The sequence below is a fragment of the Pseudoalteromonas sp. BSi20311 genome (genome assembly GCF_000239875.1).
Taxonomy (GTDB): domain Bacteria; phylum Pseudomonadota; class Gammaproteobacteria; order Enterobacterales; family Alteromonadaceae; genus Pseudoalteromonas.
The window spans coordinates 26,607-48,071 of the sequence record NZ_BADU01000065.1; the positions used below are offsets into that span (position 1 = coordinate 26,607).

Here is a 21,465-nt window from a genome sequence, read left to right on the forward strand (position 1 = left end):
AACTTGTTACTTGCTCTAGCTAAAAGCTGGGCTTATTCGACTATTAATAAATTATGCTATTGGTATTCTAAATTTGAGTTTGCTACTGTGATAGTACAAAAAATAACAACATGTCTCTTATGCAACTGAAAAAACTAATAAAACCGATATTGCTAGTAAGCCTTTGCGGCTTATCTAGCGTGGCAATAGCACAAACTAAAGTCATTTATAATGCCAATGGCTACTCACCTTTGTATAAAGGAAAAATGCGCCATGGCGAAGTAAACACATTTACAACCTTAGTCATAAAAGATGGCAAAGTAGTTAAAACCGGTCCAGACAACTTAAAAAATAGCTTTCCCGGCGCAACCCTAATTGACGCAGAAGGTAAAACTTTACTCCCAGGGCTCATTGATGCGCATGGACATGTCATCGGACTGGGTAATAACTTGTCGCAACTTGATGTGCGCGGTGCTAAGTCGGTAGATGAAATAACCGCTAAGCTCAGCGAATTTGCTAAAGATAAAGAAGGTTGGATCATTGGTCGGGGCTGGAATCAAGAACTATGGTCAAACACCCGCTTTCCTACAGCCGCTGATTTAGACAAAGTCGTTAACGATCGCCCTGTTATTTTATCGCGAGTAGATAGCCACGCTATTTGGGTTAATTCAAAAGCATTAGAACTTGCCAATATTAACGCTGATACATTATCGCCTACGGGTGGAGAAATTATAAAAGATGAGTTTGGTAAACCCACCGGTATTTTTATTGATAAAGCAGAAACCTTGGTTACCCAGCATATGCCTGCAACGTCTGCACAATCGGTCAGTAATGCATTAGATGCCGCAGGTAAACACTTACTAAGCCTAGGCATTACCTCAACTCATGATGCAGGTATTGATAAAACCACTTGGCAAGTTTATAAACAACGCGCCGAGCTAGGTACGTTGCCGCTTAGAATTGTAGCGATGTTAAGTGCAGCAAGCCCAGATTTAAACATGATGCTTAAAGCGGGTCGCTATCAAGATGCACACGACTTTTTATCTATTCGCAGTGTGAAAATTTATGCCGATGGCGCATTAGGGTCTCGCGGTGCTGCGCTTATCGATGAATACGCTGATAGAGCCAACCACTTTGGCCTGATGCTTGAAACCCAAGAAAAATTAGAGCAATTATTTACACTCACCTTTAAAAACGGGTTTAGCGCAAATACCCACGCCATTGGCGATAGAGCCAATAAAATTGTGCTCGATGCTTATCAAAATGTATTTAAGCAAACCGGTGGCATACTGCTGCGTAACCGCATGGAACATGCGCAAATAGTTTCTCCCGCAGACATTCCACGCTTTAAAACCCTGAAAATAATCCCATCAATGCAACCGGTGCACGCCACATCAGACATGCATATGGCAGAGCAACGCTTAACTGATAAACAACTTCAAGGCGCTTATGCTTGGCAAACGTTCTTGGATCAGGGATCGACTATTGCAGCCGGTTCTGATTATCCCGTAGAGCTGGCGAACCCGTTTGATGGTTTATATTCAGCTATCACCCGCATGGATCATAATCAACTGCCTGAAAACGGTTGGCGTGCCAGTGAAGTATTAAGCAGAGAAGATGCATTACGTGCATTTACCCTTGGTGGCGCCTATGCAGCGCATCAAGAGTTTAAAGTAGGTAGTTTAGAGCAAGGTAAGTGGGCTGACTTTATACTGGTTGATCAAGACTATTTTAAAGTACCTATTGAGCAGCTTTACAAAACTCAGGTATTGCAAACGTGGATAGCGGGTAAGTTACGTTACCAAAAAGACGCAGCGAAGGCTGAGTAAAAAAACATAAAAAAGGTGAAAATTTACTAAAGTAATCAAAAGTTGTGTCGATAAAATAAGAACTTATAGTAATTATTATGTTTCAGGATGAACACATGTTTTCAAAAAAAATACCTCTAGTTTTATCGGCACTTTTCACCATATCACTTTCAGCATGTTCTACACACCCAATTTACAACGGTCATTCAGGTCATGACAATGTTAGCAATAATCACTCTTATAACAATCGGTATGCCAGAAATTACCAACCTCGAGTTAATAATTGGCAATTCCCTGAAAATAACTTTCGCCCTGTTAATAGTAGTAAGTTATTAAGTGATTACACTGAACAGCTAGCCATGAAGTTAATTCAAAATATGAATTATGTTAACAGTCGAACTCCTATCGCGGTTACCTCGTTTGTAAATTTAGATGACAACCTTCAAACAACTAATATTTTTGGTAACCACCTAGCTGAAAGTTTTATAACCGAAATGCAAGAATTTGGTTTATCTATCGTTGACTACAAACACACTGGAGATGTTCATGTCACACCTTTAGGAGACTTTTCATTTAGTCGTAATGGTAAAGAAATTAAAGGTTACCCACATATCGACTACACTTTAACGGGAACTCTAACATACACTAACAAAGGCGTTATTGTGAATGCTCGTATAATAGGAGCTAAATCTAAGATAGTTGTATCAACAGCCAAAGGATTTATCCCTAGCTTTATTGTTGAGTCTTTATATCCAACTCGAAGAGTTGATGGAATTATATTAGACGAAATTCAATAAAACAAAAAAGGGTTAACTTAAAAGTTAACCCTTTTTGTATCAGCTTTAGACTGACGATATAACTTAATAATGTGATAAATATTGACCAGAGCTAATAAGCCATTAGTAAATGCCACCGGTACAGAACCGATTGCTGCACCGTAAAAAGTAAACGCAATACAGCCCAATAAATTAAACCAACGTAGTTTGGTTACATCGGTCATGGTCAAGGATATAACTAATAAAGCGGATGCTAAATAACCTAAATATTCCCAACTCAATTGTTCTCTCCTAGGCTTTAGGTTAATATTACTAGCTAAACTTTAGTACATTATTAAAATATGCTGCACAGCAGTTTAAATAAAAAAGCTAACTTACCAATAAAACCTTAAAATATGCTGGTTTTACCCACAATTTTTTAATCATTACACGGTAGAATGAAGGCCATTTAACGCCATTAAATAAATAACAACGTGGGCAAGTTAGCGTAAATTCTTAATCTTAATGCTATCGTCATTAAGGTGTAATAAATAGGACAATTGTCCGAAGAGCATGATTGATGTTTCAATACCATTTTTCCAGTTACCTTGTTGAACAGCTGCTGACATTTGCCGGCAGTAGTTATCAGCAATCAAAAAAAGAAATATTAATACAGCAAGACCAACCACTCACTAAGTTGGTATTGGTGCGAAGTGGTACTGTATCGTTTAGTTATGATGTGGGGAATGGCCGACGCCTGCTTCTTGGTCAGCTCGACTGTAACAACACCTTAATTGGTGAAATTGAAGCACTGAATAATAACCCGTGCATTTACACGGTAACCTGCTTCAGTGATGTAACGTATAATCTTATTGAGCTAAAGCATTGGCGCTCATTATTGCTCGATAAACCAGAACTGAGTCTTTACACAGCGCAAACCATTGCCGCTAAGTTCCAAGAAAATCAAAAGATTAACTTAGATAAACTGTTACTTCCCTTAAGCTACAACATTGCTAAAGATTGCTTATTACGTGCGGAGAATAACAACCCCACTTTATTGCGTGCTTATCCTACGGTAAATGCAGAAGCAGAGCGCTTTGCAACCACTGAACGTGCATACCGACGGGTAGTGAGTGAGTTAGTAGAAAAAAACCTAGTGCAACGAAGCACTCAAGGGCTGCAAGCTGTCGATATTCCTAAACTCAGTGACTATGTAGACAGCTTTGCACAGCTTTAAAGACAATAAAAAAGGCCATTAAGGCCTTTTTTATTGAGCAAAATCACGTTTATTTTTCAAGTAAAATATCGTGGATTTTAGCTAAATCAGATTTACCTTCAATAATTTCATCCGGCGTTAACCCTGATAATTCATGCGGGAATACTAACCATTCTTCAGATTCATGAATGTAGTAATCAGGCACTGTATCAACTTTTGAATTTTTTGGCTTGTAGTATGGACAAGCAATACGAATATCACGTGGTAAGTTTAAACGCATTAGCTCAGAAAGCTTCTCTTTTAACGCTACAATGCTACGACCTGAGTCAAACACATCATCCACAATTAACAATGAATCACCCGCATTCGCGTTTTCAACAATGTAGTGTAAACCATGTACTTTGATTTCTTTTGATTGCTTGCCAATACCGTAATAAGACGACGTACGCACCGCAATATGATCGGTTTCTATACCTTTGTAATCATAATATTCTTGAACTGCAATCCCAATTGGAGCACCACCGCGCCATATACCAATAATAAAATCTGGACGAAAGCCATCTTTATACACTTGTGCCGCTACGCGGAATGAATCTTCAAGTAATTGTTGAGCCGTGATATAGCACTTTTCTGACATAGTAAGGATCCCAGTGGTATGTATAATATTTGAGCGAGGTTTAAATGAAATAGATGCCCAAACACGTATTGGCGAAGGATTTTACCGTAAATAAAACAAAATTGCTTGTATGGCGGATAAAAAAATAGGCACCCTAAGATACCTATTTTTTAACTAATTGCTTAATCTTGGTTGATTAAGCCTTTTCAAGCAAGGTACGCGCGACTGTACGCATACCTTGAGTAGTTGCGCCTGAAGCCCACTGGCTAGTGCCGCCACCCATATTAAATGCAGCCGCTAAATCAATATGTACCCAACCTTTACCATCGTTTGGCACAAAGCGAGATAAGAAACCTGCTGCATTTGAAGCACCACCATAGCCACCGCCTTTTTGTGCACGGCTGTTTGCTGTATCTGCATACGGTGATGGGCAGTTTTGTTGATGCCACTTTTCAAGCGGTAATGGCCAAGCGGCTTCCATTTCTTGTGATGCAAAGTCTTCTACTTCACGCACTAGCTCTTTATCAAGGGCAAATAACGCGTTGTATTCTTGACCAACGGCAACAAGGGCTGCGCCCGTTAATGTTGCTGCATCAATAATAAGTGGTGCGCCTGTCTCACCTGCCGCCATTAGGCCATCAGCTAATACTAAACGGCCTTCAGCATCTGTGTTTACAATTTCAACGGTTGTGCCATTTTTGTAGGTAAGAATATCACCTAGTTTGTATGCATGGCCGGAAATTAAGTTCTCTGCACAACATAAAAACAGCTTAATACGCTTTTCTACGCCACGATTAATGGCCAGCGCTAAACCTGCAGTTACCGTTGCAGCTCCACCCATGTCGCACTTCATGCCTAACATGTCTTCGCTAGATTTAATTGAGTAACCACCTGAGTCAAATGTAATACCTTTACCTACAAGTGCTGCGCTTACTGGTGCGTTATCATCGCCAGTTGGGTTGTAATCAAGCTCAAGTAATACAGGTGGGCGTTCACTACCACGACCTACAGCATGAATACCAATCCATTGCTGCTCTAATAGCGCATCGCCTTTTATTATTTGGTAACTAACATGCTCTGGTGCCAGTGATTGAATAAATTCAGCTGCTTTTTCTGCTAGGCTCTCTGGGTAAATGTCATCGGCGGTGCCGTTAACCATTTCACGTGCCCACGTTGCTGAAGCTTTTAAATCAGCAAGTTCTTTTAAATCAGATTGTGCATTATCAACAAACTCAACACCGTGCAGTACTTTTGGTGATACAAAGCCTTGGTAAAATGCCCATTGACTCTCTGTACACCAAACATCGCCTTCAAGCACAACACTTTTAATGCCTTGGCTTGCAATAGTACGACCTGCTTTTTGCACGTTTTTTAATGTTTCTTGCTCAGATAAATGAACCGTTGCGCCGTGTTCGTTAAAAGATAGTGACGCATTTTCGCCCCAGTGTCCTGGTGCCGACTGCTCGCTTAATTGAACAACAAATTTTTCACTCATGTTAGAATATCCTTGCACTTAAATGTATGGTTGAGTTTACTATAGCGCGCCTAAGTTCCCAACAGCTTGCGGTAAATAACCTTAAATAGTCCGCAAAGTCTTATTTTACTTAACCTGAATTCTGGTTATATAAGGAAGTCATTAATGAAGTACACCCCACCATTACAATCTGCTACGTTATTAAAACGTTACAAACGCTTTTTAGCTGATTTAGAGCTCAGTGATGGCAGCACTTTTACCGCTCACTGTGCTAATACGGGGAAAATGACGGGCTGTGCTGACTCTGGTTTTAATGCCTTTTATTCCACCAGCAGTAACACCAAACGAAAGTACCCACAGTCTTTAGAGCTGACGCAAAATAACTTATCACAGCTTATTTGTGTAAATACAGCCGTTGCTAATAAAGTAGTAGAAGAGGCGATTAATGCTGAAGTAATTAAAGAGCTGACAGGCTATCAGCAAGTCCAAAGTGAAGTGAAATATGGCAGTGAAAACAGTCGCATCGACTTTTTACTTACCCACAGCAGTAACGCCAATTGCTATGTTGAAGTTAAATCAGTCACGCTGCTGAGTGAAGAGCATCCACAAAGCGGCCAAGGTTACTTCCCAGACGCGCAAACAGTTCGTGGGCAAAAGCATATTCGTGAATTAATCGAAATGGTAAAACAAGGGCATCGTGCGGTATTACTATTTGCGGTGCTACATCAAGGGATCACACAAGTGAGTGCGGCGGCGCATATAGATTCAACCTATGCACAATTACTAAGCGAAGCGATTGAGCAAGGCGTAGAAGTATTAGCTTATAAAGCCCATATTTCTGCCAGTGAGGTAACTTTAGTTGAGAAAGTGGCGTTTGTTGAGTAAAAAGAGCGCATTTAAGCGTTGGTATTTCGCCACGCCCAAAAAATACTTAACCAAAAAGTAAAAATAAGTTGTTTTTATTGTTATTGCCCATATAACTACGCCAGTTTATAAACCAATACTGTGATAACAAAGTATAAGTAGTGCTTTTACTACTTTTATATCGCCAAACAGGGTTAAGCTAATTCGATTATTTAAAAATAAATTTGCCTAGGGTATGAGTTTCTGTTATTTATACCGCCGGCTAATGCTGAGGCATTAAATTAAGGATTTAGGAGAGAGTTATGCCAGACCAAAAAAGACATGGTTTATTGGCTCAAGCCGGTTTAGAACCATACCAAGAAAAACCGGGTGAAGAGTACATGAATGATGCACAACGTGCTCATTTTAAAACAATTTTAGAAACTTGGCGTAATGATTTACGTAACGAAGTTGATCGTACAAAATCACACATGCAAGACGAAGCAGCTAACTTTCCTGATCCCGTTGACCGCGCAGCACAAGAAGAAGAGTTCTCATTAGAGCTTCGTACTCGTGACCGCGAACGTAAGTTGATTAAGAAAATTGAAAAAACAATTATATTAATTAAAGAAGACGAATTTGGCTTTTGTGAGTCTTGTGGCATTGAAATTGGCATTCGCCGCTTAGAAGCGCGCCCTACTGCTGATCTATGTGTAGACTGTAAAACACTTGCTGAAATCAAAGAAAAGCAATCTGGACGCGGCTAATTAAGTATAGCCATGTCTTCTACAGCCGTTACTGCGCAAGTACCTAACTATCGCGGCCGATTTGCACCGTCCCCTTCCGGACCGTTACATTTTGGCTCACTTGTGGCGGCTGTAGGTAGCTACCTAGATGCAAAAGCAAACCAAGGAAAATGGTTAGTTCGCATCGAAGACATAGACACCACTCGCGTTGTAAAAGGCGCCGCCACCGATATCCTAAATACCTTAGACGCCTACAACCTCAATTGGGATGAAAACGTTGTGTACCAAACACAGCGTCTTACTATCTACCAAGATGCCGTGCACTCTTTATCACAGCAACAGCTTGTGTATGCCTGCCAATGCTCCCGTAAGCAAATAAAAGCCCTCGGCGGCATTTATCAAGGGCAGTGTAAACACAGTCAACTAAATGGACAGGGGCATGCCCTGCGCTTAAGCCAATGCCATGCAACTGTTGATTATAACGACCTTATTCAAGGGCATATTGACGTTGACCCTGCCCTCGCTCATGAAGATTACATAATAAAACGCAGCGACGGTTTATTTGCCTATCAACTGGTGGTGGTTATTGATGACATTGAGCAAGGGATTAATCGTATTGTACGAGGCGCTGATTTAATTGAACCGACTGCGCGTCAAATCAGTTTATTTAAACAACTTAATTGCCCTATTCCAGAATTTGCTCATTTACCTTTAGCGGTAGCAAAACCAGGATTTAAACTCTCTAAGCAAAATTATGCCCCTGCAATTTGCAAACAAAATCCAAAACCTACTTTAATAGCTGTATTTAAATTTTTAGGCCTGCCAATACATGAGCAATTAATGGATTTAACCTGCGAACAATTACTCGCTTGGGGCGTGGCACATTTTAACCTAAGCCTTGTTCCTGCTAAGCGCGAAATACAGATTTAACCTCCCATTACGTATTACGTGTAATTAATTCAAATAAAATCGTTAAAAATGGCTTAATTTCAGTGCTGCAACTTAATTTTTTTACCTTGCTGGTATATGATAGCCGCCTAAATATATGCTAATTACATTAAACGGTAAAAATAACGCTTTAAGCGAATACTTGCTGTGATTTTGATTGCAATGGCGAGCAAATCAACCGCTTCTCTAGGAGACAGACTATTATTTCCAAGCTTTTTCAATTTTGTCGACAAATTATCGGCCCAAGTGCCAATAACGAAAATGTCGCAATCAGTAGTGAGCCGTTAGTGATCCCTAGAGGTGAGCATGGTATTTCTCGCAAACAATTTAGCCCAAATGCAATCAAAGTACTCTACCGCCTGAAAGATGGTGGCTATGATGCTTACTTAGTTGGTGGTTGCATTCGCGATGTATTGTTAGGTCAACAACCTAAAGATTTTGATGTTGTAACCAATGCCACCCCTGAGCAAGTAAAAAAACTGTTTCGTAACTGTCGCTTAATTGGTCGCCGCTTTCGTTTAGCGCACATTGTTTTTGGCCGTGAGATTATTGAAGTGGCAACAATGCGCGGCCATCACGAAGCACAAGAAGATAAAAATCAAATTAGTCAGTCAAGTGAACACGGGCAACTTCTTCGCGATAACGTATTTGGTAGCATTGAAGAAGATGCAGAACGCCGTGATTTTTCAATCAACGCTTTGTACTACTCAATTAATGATTTTTGTGTTTACGATTACGCAAATGGCTTAGCCGCTATCAAAGCAAAACAAATTGAGTTGATTGGCGATCCTGAAACACGCTACCGTGAAGATCCGGTACGTATGCTTCGCGCAGTGCGCTTTGCTACCAAGTTAGATATGCAAATAGCGCCATCAAGCGAAAAACCGATTACCGAATTAGCAAGCTTGCTTGATAATATTCCGCCAGCGCGGTTATTTGAAGAAATACTCAAGCTATTTTTAAACGGCAAAGCACAGCAAAACTTTATAATGCTGCGTCAGTACGGTTTATTTAAATCGTTATTTCCTGAGCTAGACCGCATTTTAGATAAAAACCCAGGCGGACTTGAAGAAACCTTCATAAAGCAAATGTTTGCCAACACTGATATCCGTATTAATGCTGATAAAAAAGTCACTCCTGCATTCGTATTTGCAGCGTTACTGTGGTTCCCGCTAATTGAACGTACTGAAAAAATTAGACGCCAAGAGCAACTATCTGAATACGATGCATTTGCTCAGGCAATTAATAAAGTACTGAGTGAGAATGCCCAACACATTGCCGTGCCAAAACGCTTTACGTTAGGTGCTCGTGATATTTGGCATATTCAACAGCGCTTAGATAAACGTGCTGGCCAACGTGCCTACCGCTTAACACAGCAGCCACGCTTTAAAGCCGCTTATGATTTTTTACTATTGCGTGTTGATGCTGGTGAAACTGAGCATACAGAACTGGCACAGTGGTGGACACAATACTTAGGCCAAGATATTAATGGCCAAAAAGAAATGGTGCGAGAGCTTGGTCATCAAGGCGGTCCAAAACCACGTAAGCGACCTCGCCGTCGTACTACTAAAAAGCCAGCTGAGTAAATAATGCAACGTGTCTACTTGGGGTTAGGTGCAAACCTTAACAGCCCTAAAAAACAACTTGATAACGCTGTTATTGCACTTAAAAGCTTGCCAAACAGCGAATTTATAGCCTGCTCGCATTATTATGCGAGCAAGCCTATGGGACCACAAGATCAACCTGATTATGTGAATGCGGTCGCCTGTATCAACACTTCACTTGAGCCAGAGCAACTACTTGATTTAACCCAAGCCATAGAGCTGGAACATGGTCGAGTTAGAAAGGCTGAGCGCTGGGGCGCACGCACACTGGATATTGATATTTTATTATTTGGTGAACACATTTTAAATACCGAACGTTTAACCGTACCTCATTATGGATTAACTGAGCGAGAATTTGTTGTTTACCCATTGCAAGAAATTGCACCGGAACTGATTTTACCTAGCGGCGCATCTATCCAACAGATAGCAAATACTTTACCGCTTAACGACTTACAACAATTACCACGGTAATTAATTAAGGCCATTGTCTGCGAGAATATTATGTCTAAAATAACCGTTTCAACTTTGAATAAAATGAAGGCTGAAAGTAATAAAATCACTGCGTTAACAGCTTACGATGCTAGTTTTGCTAAGTTATTTCATGATAACGGCGTTGATGTTGTTTTAGTTGGTGATTCTTTGGGTATGGTATTACAAGGTGGCGATGATACCTTAGCGGTTACAAACCAAGAAATTGCCTACCATACTCGCTGTGTGCGCGCAGGAAGCCGTGATTTATTTGTTATTGCTGATTTACCATTTATGACCTACGCAAACCCAAATGATGCGTGTAAAAATGCTGCAGAGCTGATGCGCGCGGGTGCTAATATGGTCAAACTTGAAGGCGGTGAATGGCTGCATGACAGCATTAAATCACTCACCCAACAAGGTATCCCGGTATGTGGCCATTTGGGGCTTACACCGCAATCAGTGCATGTATTCGGTGGTTTTAAAATCCAAGGCCGTGAAGAAGCTCAAGCACAAAAAATTATTGCCGATGCAAAAGCATTAGAAGCGGCAGGCGCACAACTACTGGTGCTTGAATGTATTCCAAGTGCCTTAGCAAAACGCGTTACTGAGTCATTGAGTATTCCTACAATCGGGATTGGTGCCGGTAATGTAACCGATGGCCAAATTTTGGTTATGCACGATTTAGTGGGTATTTCTGCAGGTTACATTCCTAAATTTTCAAAAAACTTTTTACTCGAAACAGGCAATATGCCTGCTGCGGTTAAAAAGTATTGTAACGATGTCAAAAGCGGCGTATTCCCAAGCGCTGAACACGAGTTTAAATAATGCAGTCAATCACTGAAATTAAATCATTACGCAGTCAAATTAGAGCCTGGCGCCAAGCCGGTTTAAGCGTCGCATTTGTACCTACTATGGGCAATTTGCATCGTGGTCATTTTTCACTGGTAGAAAAAGCAAAAACACTGGCCGATAAAGTCGTCGTCAGTATTTTTGTTAACCCAATGCAATTTGGCGCTAACGAAGATTTAGACAGTTACCCGCGCACCTTGGATGCTGATAAACAAGGTTTAGCCGATCTTGAAACAGATATTTTGTTTATTCCCAGTGTAGAAACTATTTACCCTAATGGGTTAGGTGCACAAAGCTTTGTTGATGTACCTGGTATTTCAATGGGATATTGTGGCGGTTCACGCCCAGGTCACTTTAAAGGCGTAGCGACTGTTGTTACTAAGCTATTTAATTTAGTACAGCCTGATTACGCTTGTTTTGGTGAAAAAGATTTTCAGCAGCTACAAGTGGTTAAAACCATGGCCACTGATTTATCAATACCAGTAGAAATTATTGGCGTACCTACCATGCGTGAAGTTAGCGGCCTCGCTATGAGCTCGCGTAATGGGTATTTATCAGCTGATGAAAAACACACCGCTCCCGCTTTATTTAACACCTTAAAACACTGTGCTCAGCAACTTAAAAGCGGTAATAAAGACTTTGCCACACTGGAAAATGAAGCGAAGAGTGCATTAGAAAACGCAGGTCTAAAACCAGATTATTTTTCGATAGCTCAACGAGATACATTAAAAGCTGCTACACTCGAAGATACACGATTTGTAATTTTAGCTGCCGCCTTTTTAGGTAGTGTTAGATTAATCGACAACCTACAAGTTGAAGTTTAATCTTGGTAGCTACACTTTAAGGACAAGCATGAAAACTTTTATAAAAACTAGCTGTGTGGCTTTTTCGTTTGCAGTTCTCGCTGGCTGTCAGAGCCAGGCGGGTAATCCGGCACTTAATCAATGTGCTCAACAAAGTTATCAATGTGAAACCAGCTGCGAGCAGCAAACAACGACCGATAGTCTTAAATCGCAAGTTTGCTCATCAAAGTGTATTGAGGCGTACAATCAATGCAAAGTACAAGCTGAAAACTTAGGTAAAGCTGACTAATAGCAATCGTCGGCATAAATTGTAAAACAAAAAAACCGCTCAATGAGCGGTTTTTTATTAATTGCTTCAGTTGCTTATTTCAAGCCTAGCTTTTTCAGTTCTAATTCAACTAACTTTGCAGAAAGAGGTACATACCCATCTTTTTCTACAATTTTTTGACCTTCTTGAGAAAGTACCATCTTTAAGAACTCAGCTTCAACTGGGCCAAGTGGCTTATTTGGGTGTTTATTTACATAAACATATAAGAAACGTGACAGTGGGTATTTACCTTGCGCTACGTTTTCAAGCGTGGCATCAACAAAGTTAGTGCCTTTTTTCGATAACGGAACAGTACGTACACCCGATGTTTTATAACCAATACCAGAGTAACCAATCGCATTTAATGACGCTGAAATTGATTGTACAACAGAAGCTGAACCCGGTTGCTCGTTCACGTTATTACGAAAATCGCCTTTACATAACGCTTTCTTTTTAAAGTAACCGTAAGTACCTGATACTGAGTTACGTCCGTATAATTGCACGTCTTTTGCAGCCCAATCACCTTCTAGACCAACATCACTCCAGCGATTTACTTGCTCTGGTGCACCACATTTACGAGTTGATGAGAAAATAGCATCGATTTGATCAATGCGTAGTCCTTCGATTGGGTTATCTTTGTGTACAAATACGGCCAACGCATCAATTGCTACACGCACTTGTGTTGGTTTGTAGCCATGACGCTTTTCAAATGCTTCAATCTCTTTTGACTTCATTGCACGGCTCATTGGACCTAAGTTAGCCGTACCTTCAGTTAGTGCTGGTGGCGCAGTAGACGAACCTGCCGCTTGAATTTGAATATTTACATTTGGGTAAATACGTTTATATTCTTCAGCCCAAAAGGTCATCATGTTGGCTAATGTGTCAGACCCTACCGATGAAAAGTTACCTGATACACCGCTAATTTTTTGATACTCAGGAATACCGTCTTCTAATGCAACCGCTTGTGCAGATACAAATGTTGTAACAGCCACACCCATTGCGGCAACTAAGTTTTTAAATTTCATTTTGGGGTTCTCCAGTTTGTTCGTCCCATTTCCTAACTGCGGTTCACTCTAAAGTGAGTACATGACAATGGTGTGACTCTTAAATGACACTTTTATGACCACTCTAATTACGCCACTGATGGCGCAATTGCGATAAGTCTATCGCTTGAGAATGCGAAAGAAAAACAGGAACCTTTACCCAGTTCACTGTGGATTTTTAATTGACTACCATGGCGAGTAAGTACATGTTTAGTAATTGCCAAACCAAGTCCAGAGCCACCTGTAGTACGACTTCTGGCTTTATCTACTCGATAAAAACGCTCAGTTAAGCGGTTAATATGTTCAGGTGCAATACCATCACCATTATCGGTAACACTAAAACATGCTTGTTGGTTGTTGCGCTGCCAAAGCACCTCTATTTTACCGCCTGGTTTAGTATAATGAATGGCATTAAATACTAAATTTGAAAATGCACTTCTAAGTTCATCCTCAGCACCGGTAATATCAAGTGATGTATCAATATTAAAAGTAAGTTGATGGCCTTTGTCTTGATTAATAGATTTCGCTTCTGTTTCAATTAACTTTAATAATCGTGGCACATTCACCGCTTTGTCATTACTGTGTTGCTTTGCTCCTTCGATGCGCGATAACGACAACAACTGATTGACTAAGCTATCCATACGCTTGCATTGCTCTAGCATAGTAGTTTGTGCTTTATTCCACATTGCAGGCGGGGGCAGTGAATCACTATCGAGCATTTCAAGGTAGCCGGTAACAACCGTTAAAGGTGTTCTGAGCTCATGAGAGACGTTTGCTACAAAGTCTTTACGCATTTGCTCAAGTTGCTTTAAGCGAGTGACATCGCGTACCACTACCAACAACTGTGTATTGGCATAGGGCATCACCCTAAATTCAAGAACTTGCTCAACACTGTGGCCACTTTCAAGCTCCAATGCATCGCTAAACTCTTTACGGCGCATATATTTAGCAAATTTAGGATCGCGAATTAAGTTATCTAAGCGCTGACCATGATCAACCGGCCACTGTAACCCTAGCACTTTGAGTGCAAGCTGATTACACCACACAATTGATAAATCGTTTTGTAGTACAACAACGGCATCAGGTACGGCCTCAGCGCCGTCGCGAAAACGCCGTATCAGTTCTGCCAACTCATTACGCTTTTTACGATTGCGGTGTTGCAGCTGATAAATACCTTCAAATACTTGCTCCCACGACCCTTCCCCTTCAGGCGGGTTAAAGCTGCGTTGATTATGCAGCCAGTCACTTAAGCGATAAAGCTGATGGTAATGCCACATAAGTAGCGAAAAAGCGCCCAAAAACAACATCAAAAATGGGGCACCAATAAGCACCCCAATTAAAAGCAAAGGTATAAAATAGACAAACAGCCGTTTGGTTAACGCCTGCTTGTTAATAACTCGATACATACACGCTCTTTACCTTATAAACGCTAGCAGAAGTTTGACTGTGCTAGGTTAATAGATTGTGACTTACGAAGTAAACTTATAATTTACTCGAAAAGCGATAACCAGCACCGCGAACTGTTTGTACTAAGCGGTCGTGTCCAAGGGTTGCAATTGCTTTACGCAGGCGACGAATATGAACATCTACAGTTCTATCTTCAACATAGACGTTAGTACCCCATACATGATCAAGTAATTGCTCTCGGCTATATACACGCTCTGGATGGGTCATAAAAAAGTGTAACAGTCGAAATTCCGTTGGTCCCATATCAAGCTCACTGCCACCTGATGTCACACGATGCGAAATAGGATCTAAACGCAAACCATGTACTTCAATGGCCTCTTCAAGTGAGGTAGGAGCAACACGACGAATAACTGCTTTAATACGCGCCATTAACTCTTTAGGTGAAAACGGCTTAGTAACGTAATCATCAGCACCGACCTCTAAACCGCGTATTTTATCTTCTTCTTCGCCGCGGGCTGTCAGCATAATGATAGGAATTTGGCGTGTGTGTTCATTTTGTTTGAATTTTTTAGCGATTTGAATTCCACTACCGCCAGGTAGCATCCAATCAAGTAACACCATATCTGGATAAGGTTCAACCATTGCAGATATTGCAGAATCATAATCTTCTGCCTCAATGGCTTGAAACCCATTTTGTTCTAAAACAAAAACCAACATTTCCCTGATAGGTGCTTCGTCATCAACGACTAATACTTTACGTGACATTCCAATTTATCTCTTAGGCTATTGAGTAGGTTTCATTATTATGACTAAGTATGACATTTTTATTAAAGTGTAACGTGGAAATCAAAATGAGCGTAAAAAAAACACAAAATAGTGACAAAAATTAAATATGTCATCTTTGTATCATCATAAGCTGTAAATAATAAAGCGGTTTGAGGTGTTAATCGCTTAATAATTGCGCGTAGTTTTAATATTATTTATGAGATCATCAAATTACTAAGCGACGAGTTTTAACAGCTATATTTTTAGTCTGATCATAAAAGCTGACTGTGCCACGACACTATTTAGATCAGCTTTATTAAGATCTTAAATATCAGGATCAGAGTTTTATCAAGCAGATCCCTTTACGGATCACTATTTTACCCACTACTAAAGCTAAACCAATGATTTTTTGTATAATTTTCATTCTATCATTGCGCTTTACGATGCCTAAATGAGTAAAACATGCCCATTTTAGCGCTTTAGTTAGTAAAGTAATGATCCCAGATATGACCAGTTAGTAATCGAGTGATCCCAAATTAATAACTAGGTAAAATACTGATCCCCCACAGATCAAAAAAGCCAGTGCATAGGCAACTGGCTTTTATAATGAGTGCGAGAGTATCGCTATTATTGGCTCACTATTTTATTTTTGGGTTTAGCTCACCGCTTAAGTATTTAAGGTGCATTTCATCCAATGAAATTGGCTTAATTTTACTTGCTTGACCTGCAGTACCAAACGCTTCGTAACGGGCAATACAAATGTCAGTCATTGCTTGCGTTGCAGCGGCTAAGAACTTACGTGGGTCGAAGTTAGACGGGTTCATTGCTAAATGACGACGGATTGCACCGGTAGACGCTAAACGTAAGTCAGTATCAATGTTTACTTTACGCACACCGTATTTAATACCTTCAACAATTTGCTCAACTGGCACGCCGTAAGTTTCTGGGATCTCACCACCGTATTGGTTGATCACCTCTAACCACTCTTGTGGTACTGAAGACGAACCATGCATTACTAAATGCGTGTTTGGTATACGCGCATGAATTTCTTTAATACGATCAATTGCTAAAATGTCGTCGGTTGGTGGACGAGTAAATTTGTAGGCACCGTGTGATGTACCACAAGCAATAGCCAGCGCATCAACATGGGTTTTATTTACAAAGTCTGCCGCTTCTTCTGGATTTGTTAGCATTTGCTCAGTGGTAAGTTTACCCTCAGCGCCAACACCATCTTCTTCACCCGCTTCACCAGTTTCAAGTGAACCTAATACACCTAGCTCACCCTCTACAGATACGCCACACGCATGCGCCATTTCAACTGTTTTACGTGTTACATCAACGTTGTAATCATAGCTTGAAGGTGTTTTACCATCGCTCATTAATGAGCCATCCATCATTACTGATGAAAATCCTAGCTGAATTGAACGCTGACATACACCCGGTGATGTACCGTGATCCTGATGCATAACCACTGGAATATGTGGCCATTCTTCAACTGCCGCTAAAATCATATGACGAATAAAAGGTGCACCGGCATACGCACGTGCGCCCGCAGAACCTTGCACAATAACAGGGCTGTTTGTTTTATCAGCCGCTTCCATAATTGCACGCATTTGCTCTTGGTTATTTACATTAAACGCGGGTACACCGTAACCATGCTCTGCGGCATGATCAAGAAGTTGTCGCATACTGATTAAAGCCATTGGGTATTCTCCAATTTATCGGTAGTTATTTTACTACCTAGTTTGAACGGATTTGTTAGTTTGGCGCAATCACTGCGCCATGAATTAAAAGGCAAATGGCCTAAAATTCATATTATTAACGACTAAATAAAAGTGAGAGGTATTTACTCGTTAATTGTAGCAGATGTGGGATAAGCACATCTGCTTTACGGCTAGCTAATACCCAAAGGTATTATTTAGCGCGTGATTCTAGCATTGCAACTGCAGGTAATTTTTTGCCTTCTAAAAACTCTAAGAACGCACCACCACCTGTAGAGATATACGATACTTTATCACTAATGCCGTACTTATCAATTGCCGCTAGGGTGTCACCACCGCCTGCAATAGAAAATGCGTTCGAATCAGCAATCGCTTTTGCAATGGCACGTGTACCATTACCAAATTGATCAAACTCAAACACACCCACTGGGCCATTCCATACAACCGTGCCCGCATTAGCAATAATTTTTGCAAGTTGATTTGCGGTATCGGGGCCAATATCAAAAATCATATCGTCGCTGGTGACTTCACTTACATCTTTAAGTGTTGCTACAGCTGACTCTGAAAACTCATTACCTACAACAACGTCTGTGGGTACCGGTATTTCGCCATCGTTAGCTTTCGCCGCAGCGCATAAACGATTTGCTTCATCCATTAAATCAGCTTCATAAAGTGACTTACCTACAGGATGGCCAGCAGCAGCAATAAAGGTATTGGCAATACCACCACCGGTAACCAGCTGATCAACAATTTTAGACAATGAATCAAGTACCGTTAATTTAGTGGATACTTTAGAGCCACCCACAATTGCCACTAACGGACGAGCGGGGTTATCAAGTGCTTTACCTAATGCTTCTAGTTCAGCCGATAATAATGGACCGGCACACGCGACATCAGCAAACAAACCCACACCATGGGTTGACGCTTGAGCGCGATGCGCAGTACCAAAGGCATCCATTACGTAAACGTCACATAATGCAGCTAATTGCTTTGATAAGGCTTCGTCGTCTTTTTTCTCGCCTTTATTAAAACGCACGTTTTCAAAAACAACCACTTCGTTATCTGCAACATCAACGCCGTTTAAGTAATCTTTTTCTAGGCGAACAGTTTGCTCAAGTGCATCATTTAAGTAATCAACAACGGGTGCTAATGAAAACTCGTCTTCGTATTGCCCTTCCGTAGGACGGCCTAGGTGTGACATAACCATCACTTTCGCGCCTTTTTCTAACGCAAGTTTGATAGTAGGTAGTGCTGCACGAATACGTGCGTCTGACGTCACTTTACCTGCTTTAACGGGTACATTTAAATCTTCACGAATTAATACACGCTTGCCGTTTAAATCTAAATCTGCCATTTTTATGACCGACATGAACATCTCCTTAGTTAACGATACTAAACCAATAAATACGTTTTAAATATTACTTAAATGCCATCATAGCACGAGCGGTATCAAGCATGCGATTCGCAAACCCCCACTCGTTATCACACCAAACTAGTAATTTTATCAGCCGTTTATGACTAACACGTGTCTGTGTGCCATCAATAATACAAGAATGGGGATCGTGGTTAAAATCAACCGATACCAGCGGCTCTTCGGTGTAACTTAAAATACCTTCAAGCCTGTCTTTAGCTTGTGCTTTAAGCGCACTATTAACCGCGTTTAAATCAACATCGGTATTTACCGTGACACTTAAATCCATGGCAGTCACATTAATGGTCGGTACACGAACGGCAATGGCCTCAAAACGACCTTTAAATTTAGGTAAAATACGGTCGATACCACGGGCTAATTTTGTGTCTACCGGAATAATAGATTGGCTAGCGGCACGAGTTCGGCGTAAATCATGGTGATACGCATCAATCACTTGCTGATCGTTCATTGACGCATGAATCGTTGTAATGGCGCCAGATTCAATACCAAAGGCATCATCGAGTACTTTAATAACAGGAACAACGCAGTTGGTGGTACACGAACCATTAGAGACAATAGTATGCTCGTTTTTCAGCTCATCGTCGTTTATGCCATACACAATGGTCGCATCTACATCATTATCAGCAGGATGGGAAAACAACACTTTTTTAGCGCCTGCGGCAATATGTAACTGCGCGTGCTCACGTGAGTGGTACACGCCTGTACATTCAAGTACCACGTCAACATCTAGCGTTTGCCATGGTAATTCAACTGGGTTTTCTTCACAAAATAATGCAATGGTATCATCAGCAACGCTGATAGTGTCTTCACCTAGTTTAACTGGGAAGGTAAAGCGACCATGAGAGGTGTCGTATTTTAATAAATGGGCAATAGCTTCAGGGTCGGCTAATTCGTTAATCGCAACAATTTTAATCTCGTCGCTTAAGCCTGATTCGTATAGTGCGCGGACAATATTTCGACCAATACGACCAAAACCATTAATTGCAAGTTTGATTGCCATGAAAGATAAAATCCACTCTAGTTACGTACAGAGAAAGGCAGCGTCGCCTTTTAGATGGCGGTATTGTAATCGACCTTGCCTGTGATTATAAGAGCCAAGCATTAGAAACTTTAAATTAACGTCAGAATCAACACGCAATGCGCTTTTACTTTTAGCTCGGCTAATAGGTATTTGCGGTATTTGCTATTTTAGTTTTAAATCAAACACCACGTTTATAGATGCTTTAACGCTTATTGTTGCACCTAAATATTGCTGTTGCGTAAATGGGCTCTCGTTATTTCTAGCAGCCATGCTATTTCTGTGGCTAGATAAAATAATGTGCTTAACACCGCTCGCGTCATAATCTGAGCTGCTGGAATTTGCACTAATACTATAAACGTTGCCAAGTTCAGCACCAAAAGACTGAGCGAGCTTATTTCCCTTCGCTTTTGCGTTATCGATTGCTAGTTGTGTCGCCTCTGCCTCTAACTGCTTAGCCTTGGAGGATAAACCATTAATTTTTTTGATATTGTCTATTTTTAAGCGTTGGGCAAAATCAATAAATTCATCGACTTTTTTAATATCTTTCAATGTGACTTTAACTGTTTTCAGTGCTAAATACTTATCGCCTGAAACAGTTCCAGATTCTGTACCAACCCTAGTGTATACCTTGCTTTTTAAACCCGATATATGAACATCACCTTGCCCAAAGGCGTATTTGTCTAATTCTTCGAGTAACACGCTAACCCGGCCATCAAGCTCACGTTTAGCCTCAAGTAATGTATCTTCAATGCTTTTTACTTCAAATATAATTTGAGCCATATCTGGCTCAACTAATACCTCAGCTGTGCCATGCACAGAGATATGACGATTAGCTGGCACGCCTGAATTAGCAAAAGCAATAAGAGGGAATAAGGTAATAAAAATAGCGATGATAAGTTTCATATTCGTTCCTTGAATTTTTAATTAAACATGCGTTCCCATAATTATACAAACAAGAAGAAAAGTAAACTGAATAAAACTAAGCCATTGTGCCTACTTTAAAGTTGGGTTTCGCTTCGCTCTTCAGAACCTACGTTAGATCGCCTACTTTAAGTTCTTTACCGGCGCCTATTTGGTGGCATTGGGCTAATAACAATTCGGCAGTGGCTTGTGCATCGGTAAGAGCGTGATGACAATGATAGCTTGGTAAATCGTAGCGATTACGGCATTCATTTAAGGTTAAATCATCTAATTTTATATCGCTTGCGTGTTGCAGTAAGCGCTTTTTTTCTATTTGTAAGGTATCGATGATCAGCTTAGGCCGCTGGGTGATCCCTGCATTTTTTAGTGCTAACTTTAAAAAGCCCCAGTCGAGCATGGCATTATGAAATACTAAAATGCAGTCACTAAAGTGAGCGCTTAGAGACATTAAAATACTCTGTAGGCTTTGCCCTTGTGCCACCGAGTCAGTACTAATGCCATGAAAAACAGGGCTTTGCTCTAGACTTTTAACCTCTTTATTAACGATATGCTGCGACTGACTGTTTTTAATACATTGATTATCAATCAGTACCCAAGCAACCGAGACAATTTCATGTTGTTTAGGATCAAGCCCTGTTAATTCCAAATCAATCACTAAATAACGTTGCTTTAAAGCACTTTGCGCAAGCAAATGACGACGCTTTAAGTATCGCGTAATAAGCAGCTTAACCATTAT

Annotated in this window: 22 protein-coding genes; 11 read left to right on the plus strand and 11 right to left on the minus strand. The window is 40.7% G+C overall.

The genetic code is table 11. The features are described 5' to 3' along the window. Positions 1-119: 119 nt before the first annotated feature. Positions 120-1,808: an amidohydrolase gene (locus tag P20311_RS07120; protein ID WP_008111152.1), complete on the plus strand. Its 1,689-nt coding sequence runs from the start codon at positions 120-122 to the stop codon at positions 1,806-1,808. Between the two features lie 95 nt (positions 1,809-1,903). Then, on the plus strand, positions 1,904-2,584 hold the full coding sequence (locus P20311_RS07125; protein ID WP_008111153.1) for a FlgO family outer membrane protein: 681 nt from the start codon (positions 1,904-1,906) through the stop codon (positions 2,582-2,584). A gap of 17 nt (positions 2,585-2,601) precedes the next feature. On the opposite strand, the gene P20311_RS07130 is transcribed toward P20311_RS07125, so the two are convergent. Next, entirely contained in the window at positions 2,602-2,844 is a 243-nt protein-coding gene (locus P20311_RS07130; protein ID WP_008111157.1) for a YgjV family protein, read from the minus strand. Positions 2,845-3,122: 278 nt separating this feature from the next. Between P20311_RS07130 and P20311_RS07135 the strand changes: the two genes are divergently transcribed. After that, positions 3,123-3,779, plus strand: a complete 657-nt coding sequence (locus tag P20311_RS07135; RefSeq protein WP_008111159.1) for a Crp/Fnr family transcriptional regulator — start codon at positions 3,123-3,125, stop codon at positions 3,777-3,779. A gap of 49 nt (positions 3,780-3,828) precedes the next feature. On the opposite strand, the gene P20311_RS07140 is transcribed toward P20311_RS07135, so the two are convergent. Both P20311_RS07140 and pepB read right to left on the minus strand, forming a co-directional pair. Then, positions 3,829-4,395: a phosphoribosyltransferase gene (locus tag P20311_RS07140; protein WP_008111161.1), complete on the minus strand. Its 567-nt coding sequence runs from the start codon at positions 4,393-4,395 to the stop codon at positions 3,829-3,831. Between the two features lie 175 nt (positions 4,396-4,570). Then, positions 4,571-5,869, minus strand: coding sequence for an aminopeptidase PepB (gene pepB, locus P20311_RS07145; protein WP_008111162.1), 1,299 nt, complete (start codon positions 5,867-5,869; stop codon positions 4,571-4,573). A gap of 144 nt (positions 5,870-6,013) precedes the next feature. On the opposite strand from pepB, the gene sfsA reads away from it, so the two are divergent. From sfsA to P20311_RS07185, 8 genes are all read left to right on the plus strand, one after another. Beyond that, positions 6,014-6,733 carry a DNA/RNA nuclease SfsA gene (gene sfsA, locus P20311_RS07150; RefSeq protein ID WP_008111168.1) on the plus strand — a complete coding sequence of 240 codons (720 nt, stop codon included), beginning with the start codon at positions 6,014-6,016 and terminating at the stop codon, positions 6,731-6,733. Between the two features lie 281 nt (positions 6,734-7,014). Beyond that, on the plus strand, positions 7,015-7,458 hold the full coding sequence (gene dksA / locus P20311_RS07155; RefSeq protein ID WP_008111170.1) for an RNA polymerase-binding protein DksA: 444 nt from the start codon (positions 7,015-7,017) through the stop codon (positions 7,456-7,458). A 12-nt stretch (positions 7,459-7,470) separates the two neighbouring features. Then, positions 7,471-8,367: a tRNA glutamyl-Q(34) synthetase GluQRS gene (gene gluQRS, locus P20311_RS07160; RefSeq protein WP_008111172.1), complete on the plus strand. Its 897-nt coding sequence runs from the start codon at positions 7,471-7,473 to the stop codon at positions 8,365-8,367. A gap of 305 nt (positions 8,368-8,672) precedes the next feature. Beyond that, complete coding sequence (gene pcnB, locus P20311_RS07165; RefSeq protein ID WP_008111177.1) at positions 8,673-9,971, plus strand: polynucleotide adenylyltransferase PcnB; 1,299 nt, start codon at positions 8,673-8,675, stop codon at positions 9,969-9,971. A gap of 3 nt (positions 9,972-9,974) precedes the next feature. Further along, a complete protein-coding gene (gene folK, locus P20311_RS07170) occupies positions 9,975-10,460 on the plus strand; it encodes a 2-amino-4-hydroxy-6-hydroxymethyldihydropteridine diphosphokinase (protein WP_008111179.1) in 486 nt (161 codons plus the stop codon). 30 nt (positions 10,461-10,490) lie between these two features. Then, complete coding sequence (panB, locus tag P20311_RS07175; RefSeq protein ID WP_008111181.1) at positions 10,491-11,285, plus strand: 3-methyl-2-oxobutanoate hydroxymethyltransferase; 795 nt, start codon at positions 10,491-10,493, stop codon at positions 11,283-11,285. Continuing rightward, on the plus strand, positions 11,285-12,133 hold the full coding sequence (gene panC, locus P20311_RS07180) for a pantoate--beta-alanine ligase (RefSeq protein ID WP_008111183.1): 849 nt from the start codon (positions 11,285-11,287) through the stop codon (positions 12,131-12,133). The genes panB and panC overlap by 1 nt, the downstream gene beginning before the upstream one ends. Before the next feature lie 28 nt (positions 12,134-12,161). Beyond that, entirely contained in the window at positions 12,162-12,401 is a 240-nt protein-coding gene (locus P20311_RS07185) for a hypothetical protein (protein WP_008111185.1), read from the plus strand. Positions 12,402-12,475: 74 nt separating this feature from the next. Here the strand turns inward: P20311_RS07185 and P20311_RS07190 are convergent, their stop codons facing one another. The 8 genes from P20311_RS07190 to P20311_RS07225 all read right to left on the minus strand — a co-directional run bounded on the left by P20311_RS07190 (position 12,476) and on the right by P20311_RS07225 (position 21,462). Continuing rightward, positions 12,476-13,444: a PstS family phosphate ABC transporter substrate-binding protein gene (locus P20311_RS07190; RefSeq protein ID WP_008111191.1), complete on the minus strand. Its 969-nt coding sequence runs from the start codon at positions 13,442-13,444 to the stop codon at positions 12,476-12,478. A 107-nt stretch (positions 13,445-13,551) separates the two neighbouring features. Beyond that, positions 13,552-14,868, minus strand: a complete 1,317-nt coding sequence (gene phoR / locus P20311_RS07195) for a phosphate regulon sensor histidine kinase PhoR (protein ID WP_008111193.1) — start codon at positions 14,866-14,868, stop codon at positions 13,552-13,554. A gap of 76 nt (positions 14,869-14,944) precedes the next feature. Continuing rightward, entirely contained in the window at positions 14,945-15,634 is a 690-nt protein-coding gene (gene phoB, locus P20311_RS07200) for a phosphate regulon transcriptional regulator PhoB (protein WP_008111196.1), read from the minus strand. Between the two features lie 638 nt (positions 15,635-16,272). Next, positions 16,273-17,337 (minus strand): class II fructose-bisphosphate aldolase, encoded by a 1,065-nt coding sequence (gene fba, locus P20311_RS07205; protein ID WP_008111197.1) that lies wholly within the window; start codon positions 17,335-17,337, stop codon positions 16,273-16,275. Between the two features lie 211 nt (positions 17,338-17,548). Then, positions 17,549-18,724 carry a phosphoglycerate kinase gene (locus P20311_RS07210; protein ID WP_008111199.1) on the minus strand — a complete coding sequence of 392 codons (1,176 nt, stop codon included), beginning with the start codon at positions 18,722-18,724 and terminating at the stop codon, positions 17,549-17,551. 49 nt (positions 18,725-18,773) lie between these two features. Further along, positions 18,774-19,787, minus strand: coding sequence for an erythrose-4-phosphate dehydrogenase (epd, locus tag P20311_RS07215; RefSeq protein ID WP_008111201.1), 1,014 nt, complete (start codon positions 19,785-19,787; stop codon positions 18,774-18,776). A gap of 183 nt (positions 19,788-19,970) precedes the next feature. Beyond that, positions 19,971-20,711 carry an SIMPL domain-containing protein gene (locus tag P20311_RS07220; RefSeq protein ID WP_008111204.1) on the minus strand — a complete coding sequence of 247 codons (741 nt, stop codon included), beginning with the start codon at positions 20,709-20,711 and terminating at the stop codon, positions 19,971-19,973. A 127-nt stretch (positions 20,712-20,838) separates the two neighbouring features. After that, positions 20,839-21,462: a 3'-5' exonuclease gene (locus P20311_RS07225; RefSeq protein ID WP_008111206.1), complete on the minus strand. Its 624-nt coding sequence runs from the start codon at positions 21,460-21,462 to the stop codon at positions 20,839-20,841. Between the last annotated feature and the right edge of the window lie 3 nt (positions 21,463-21,465).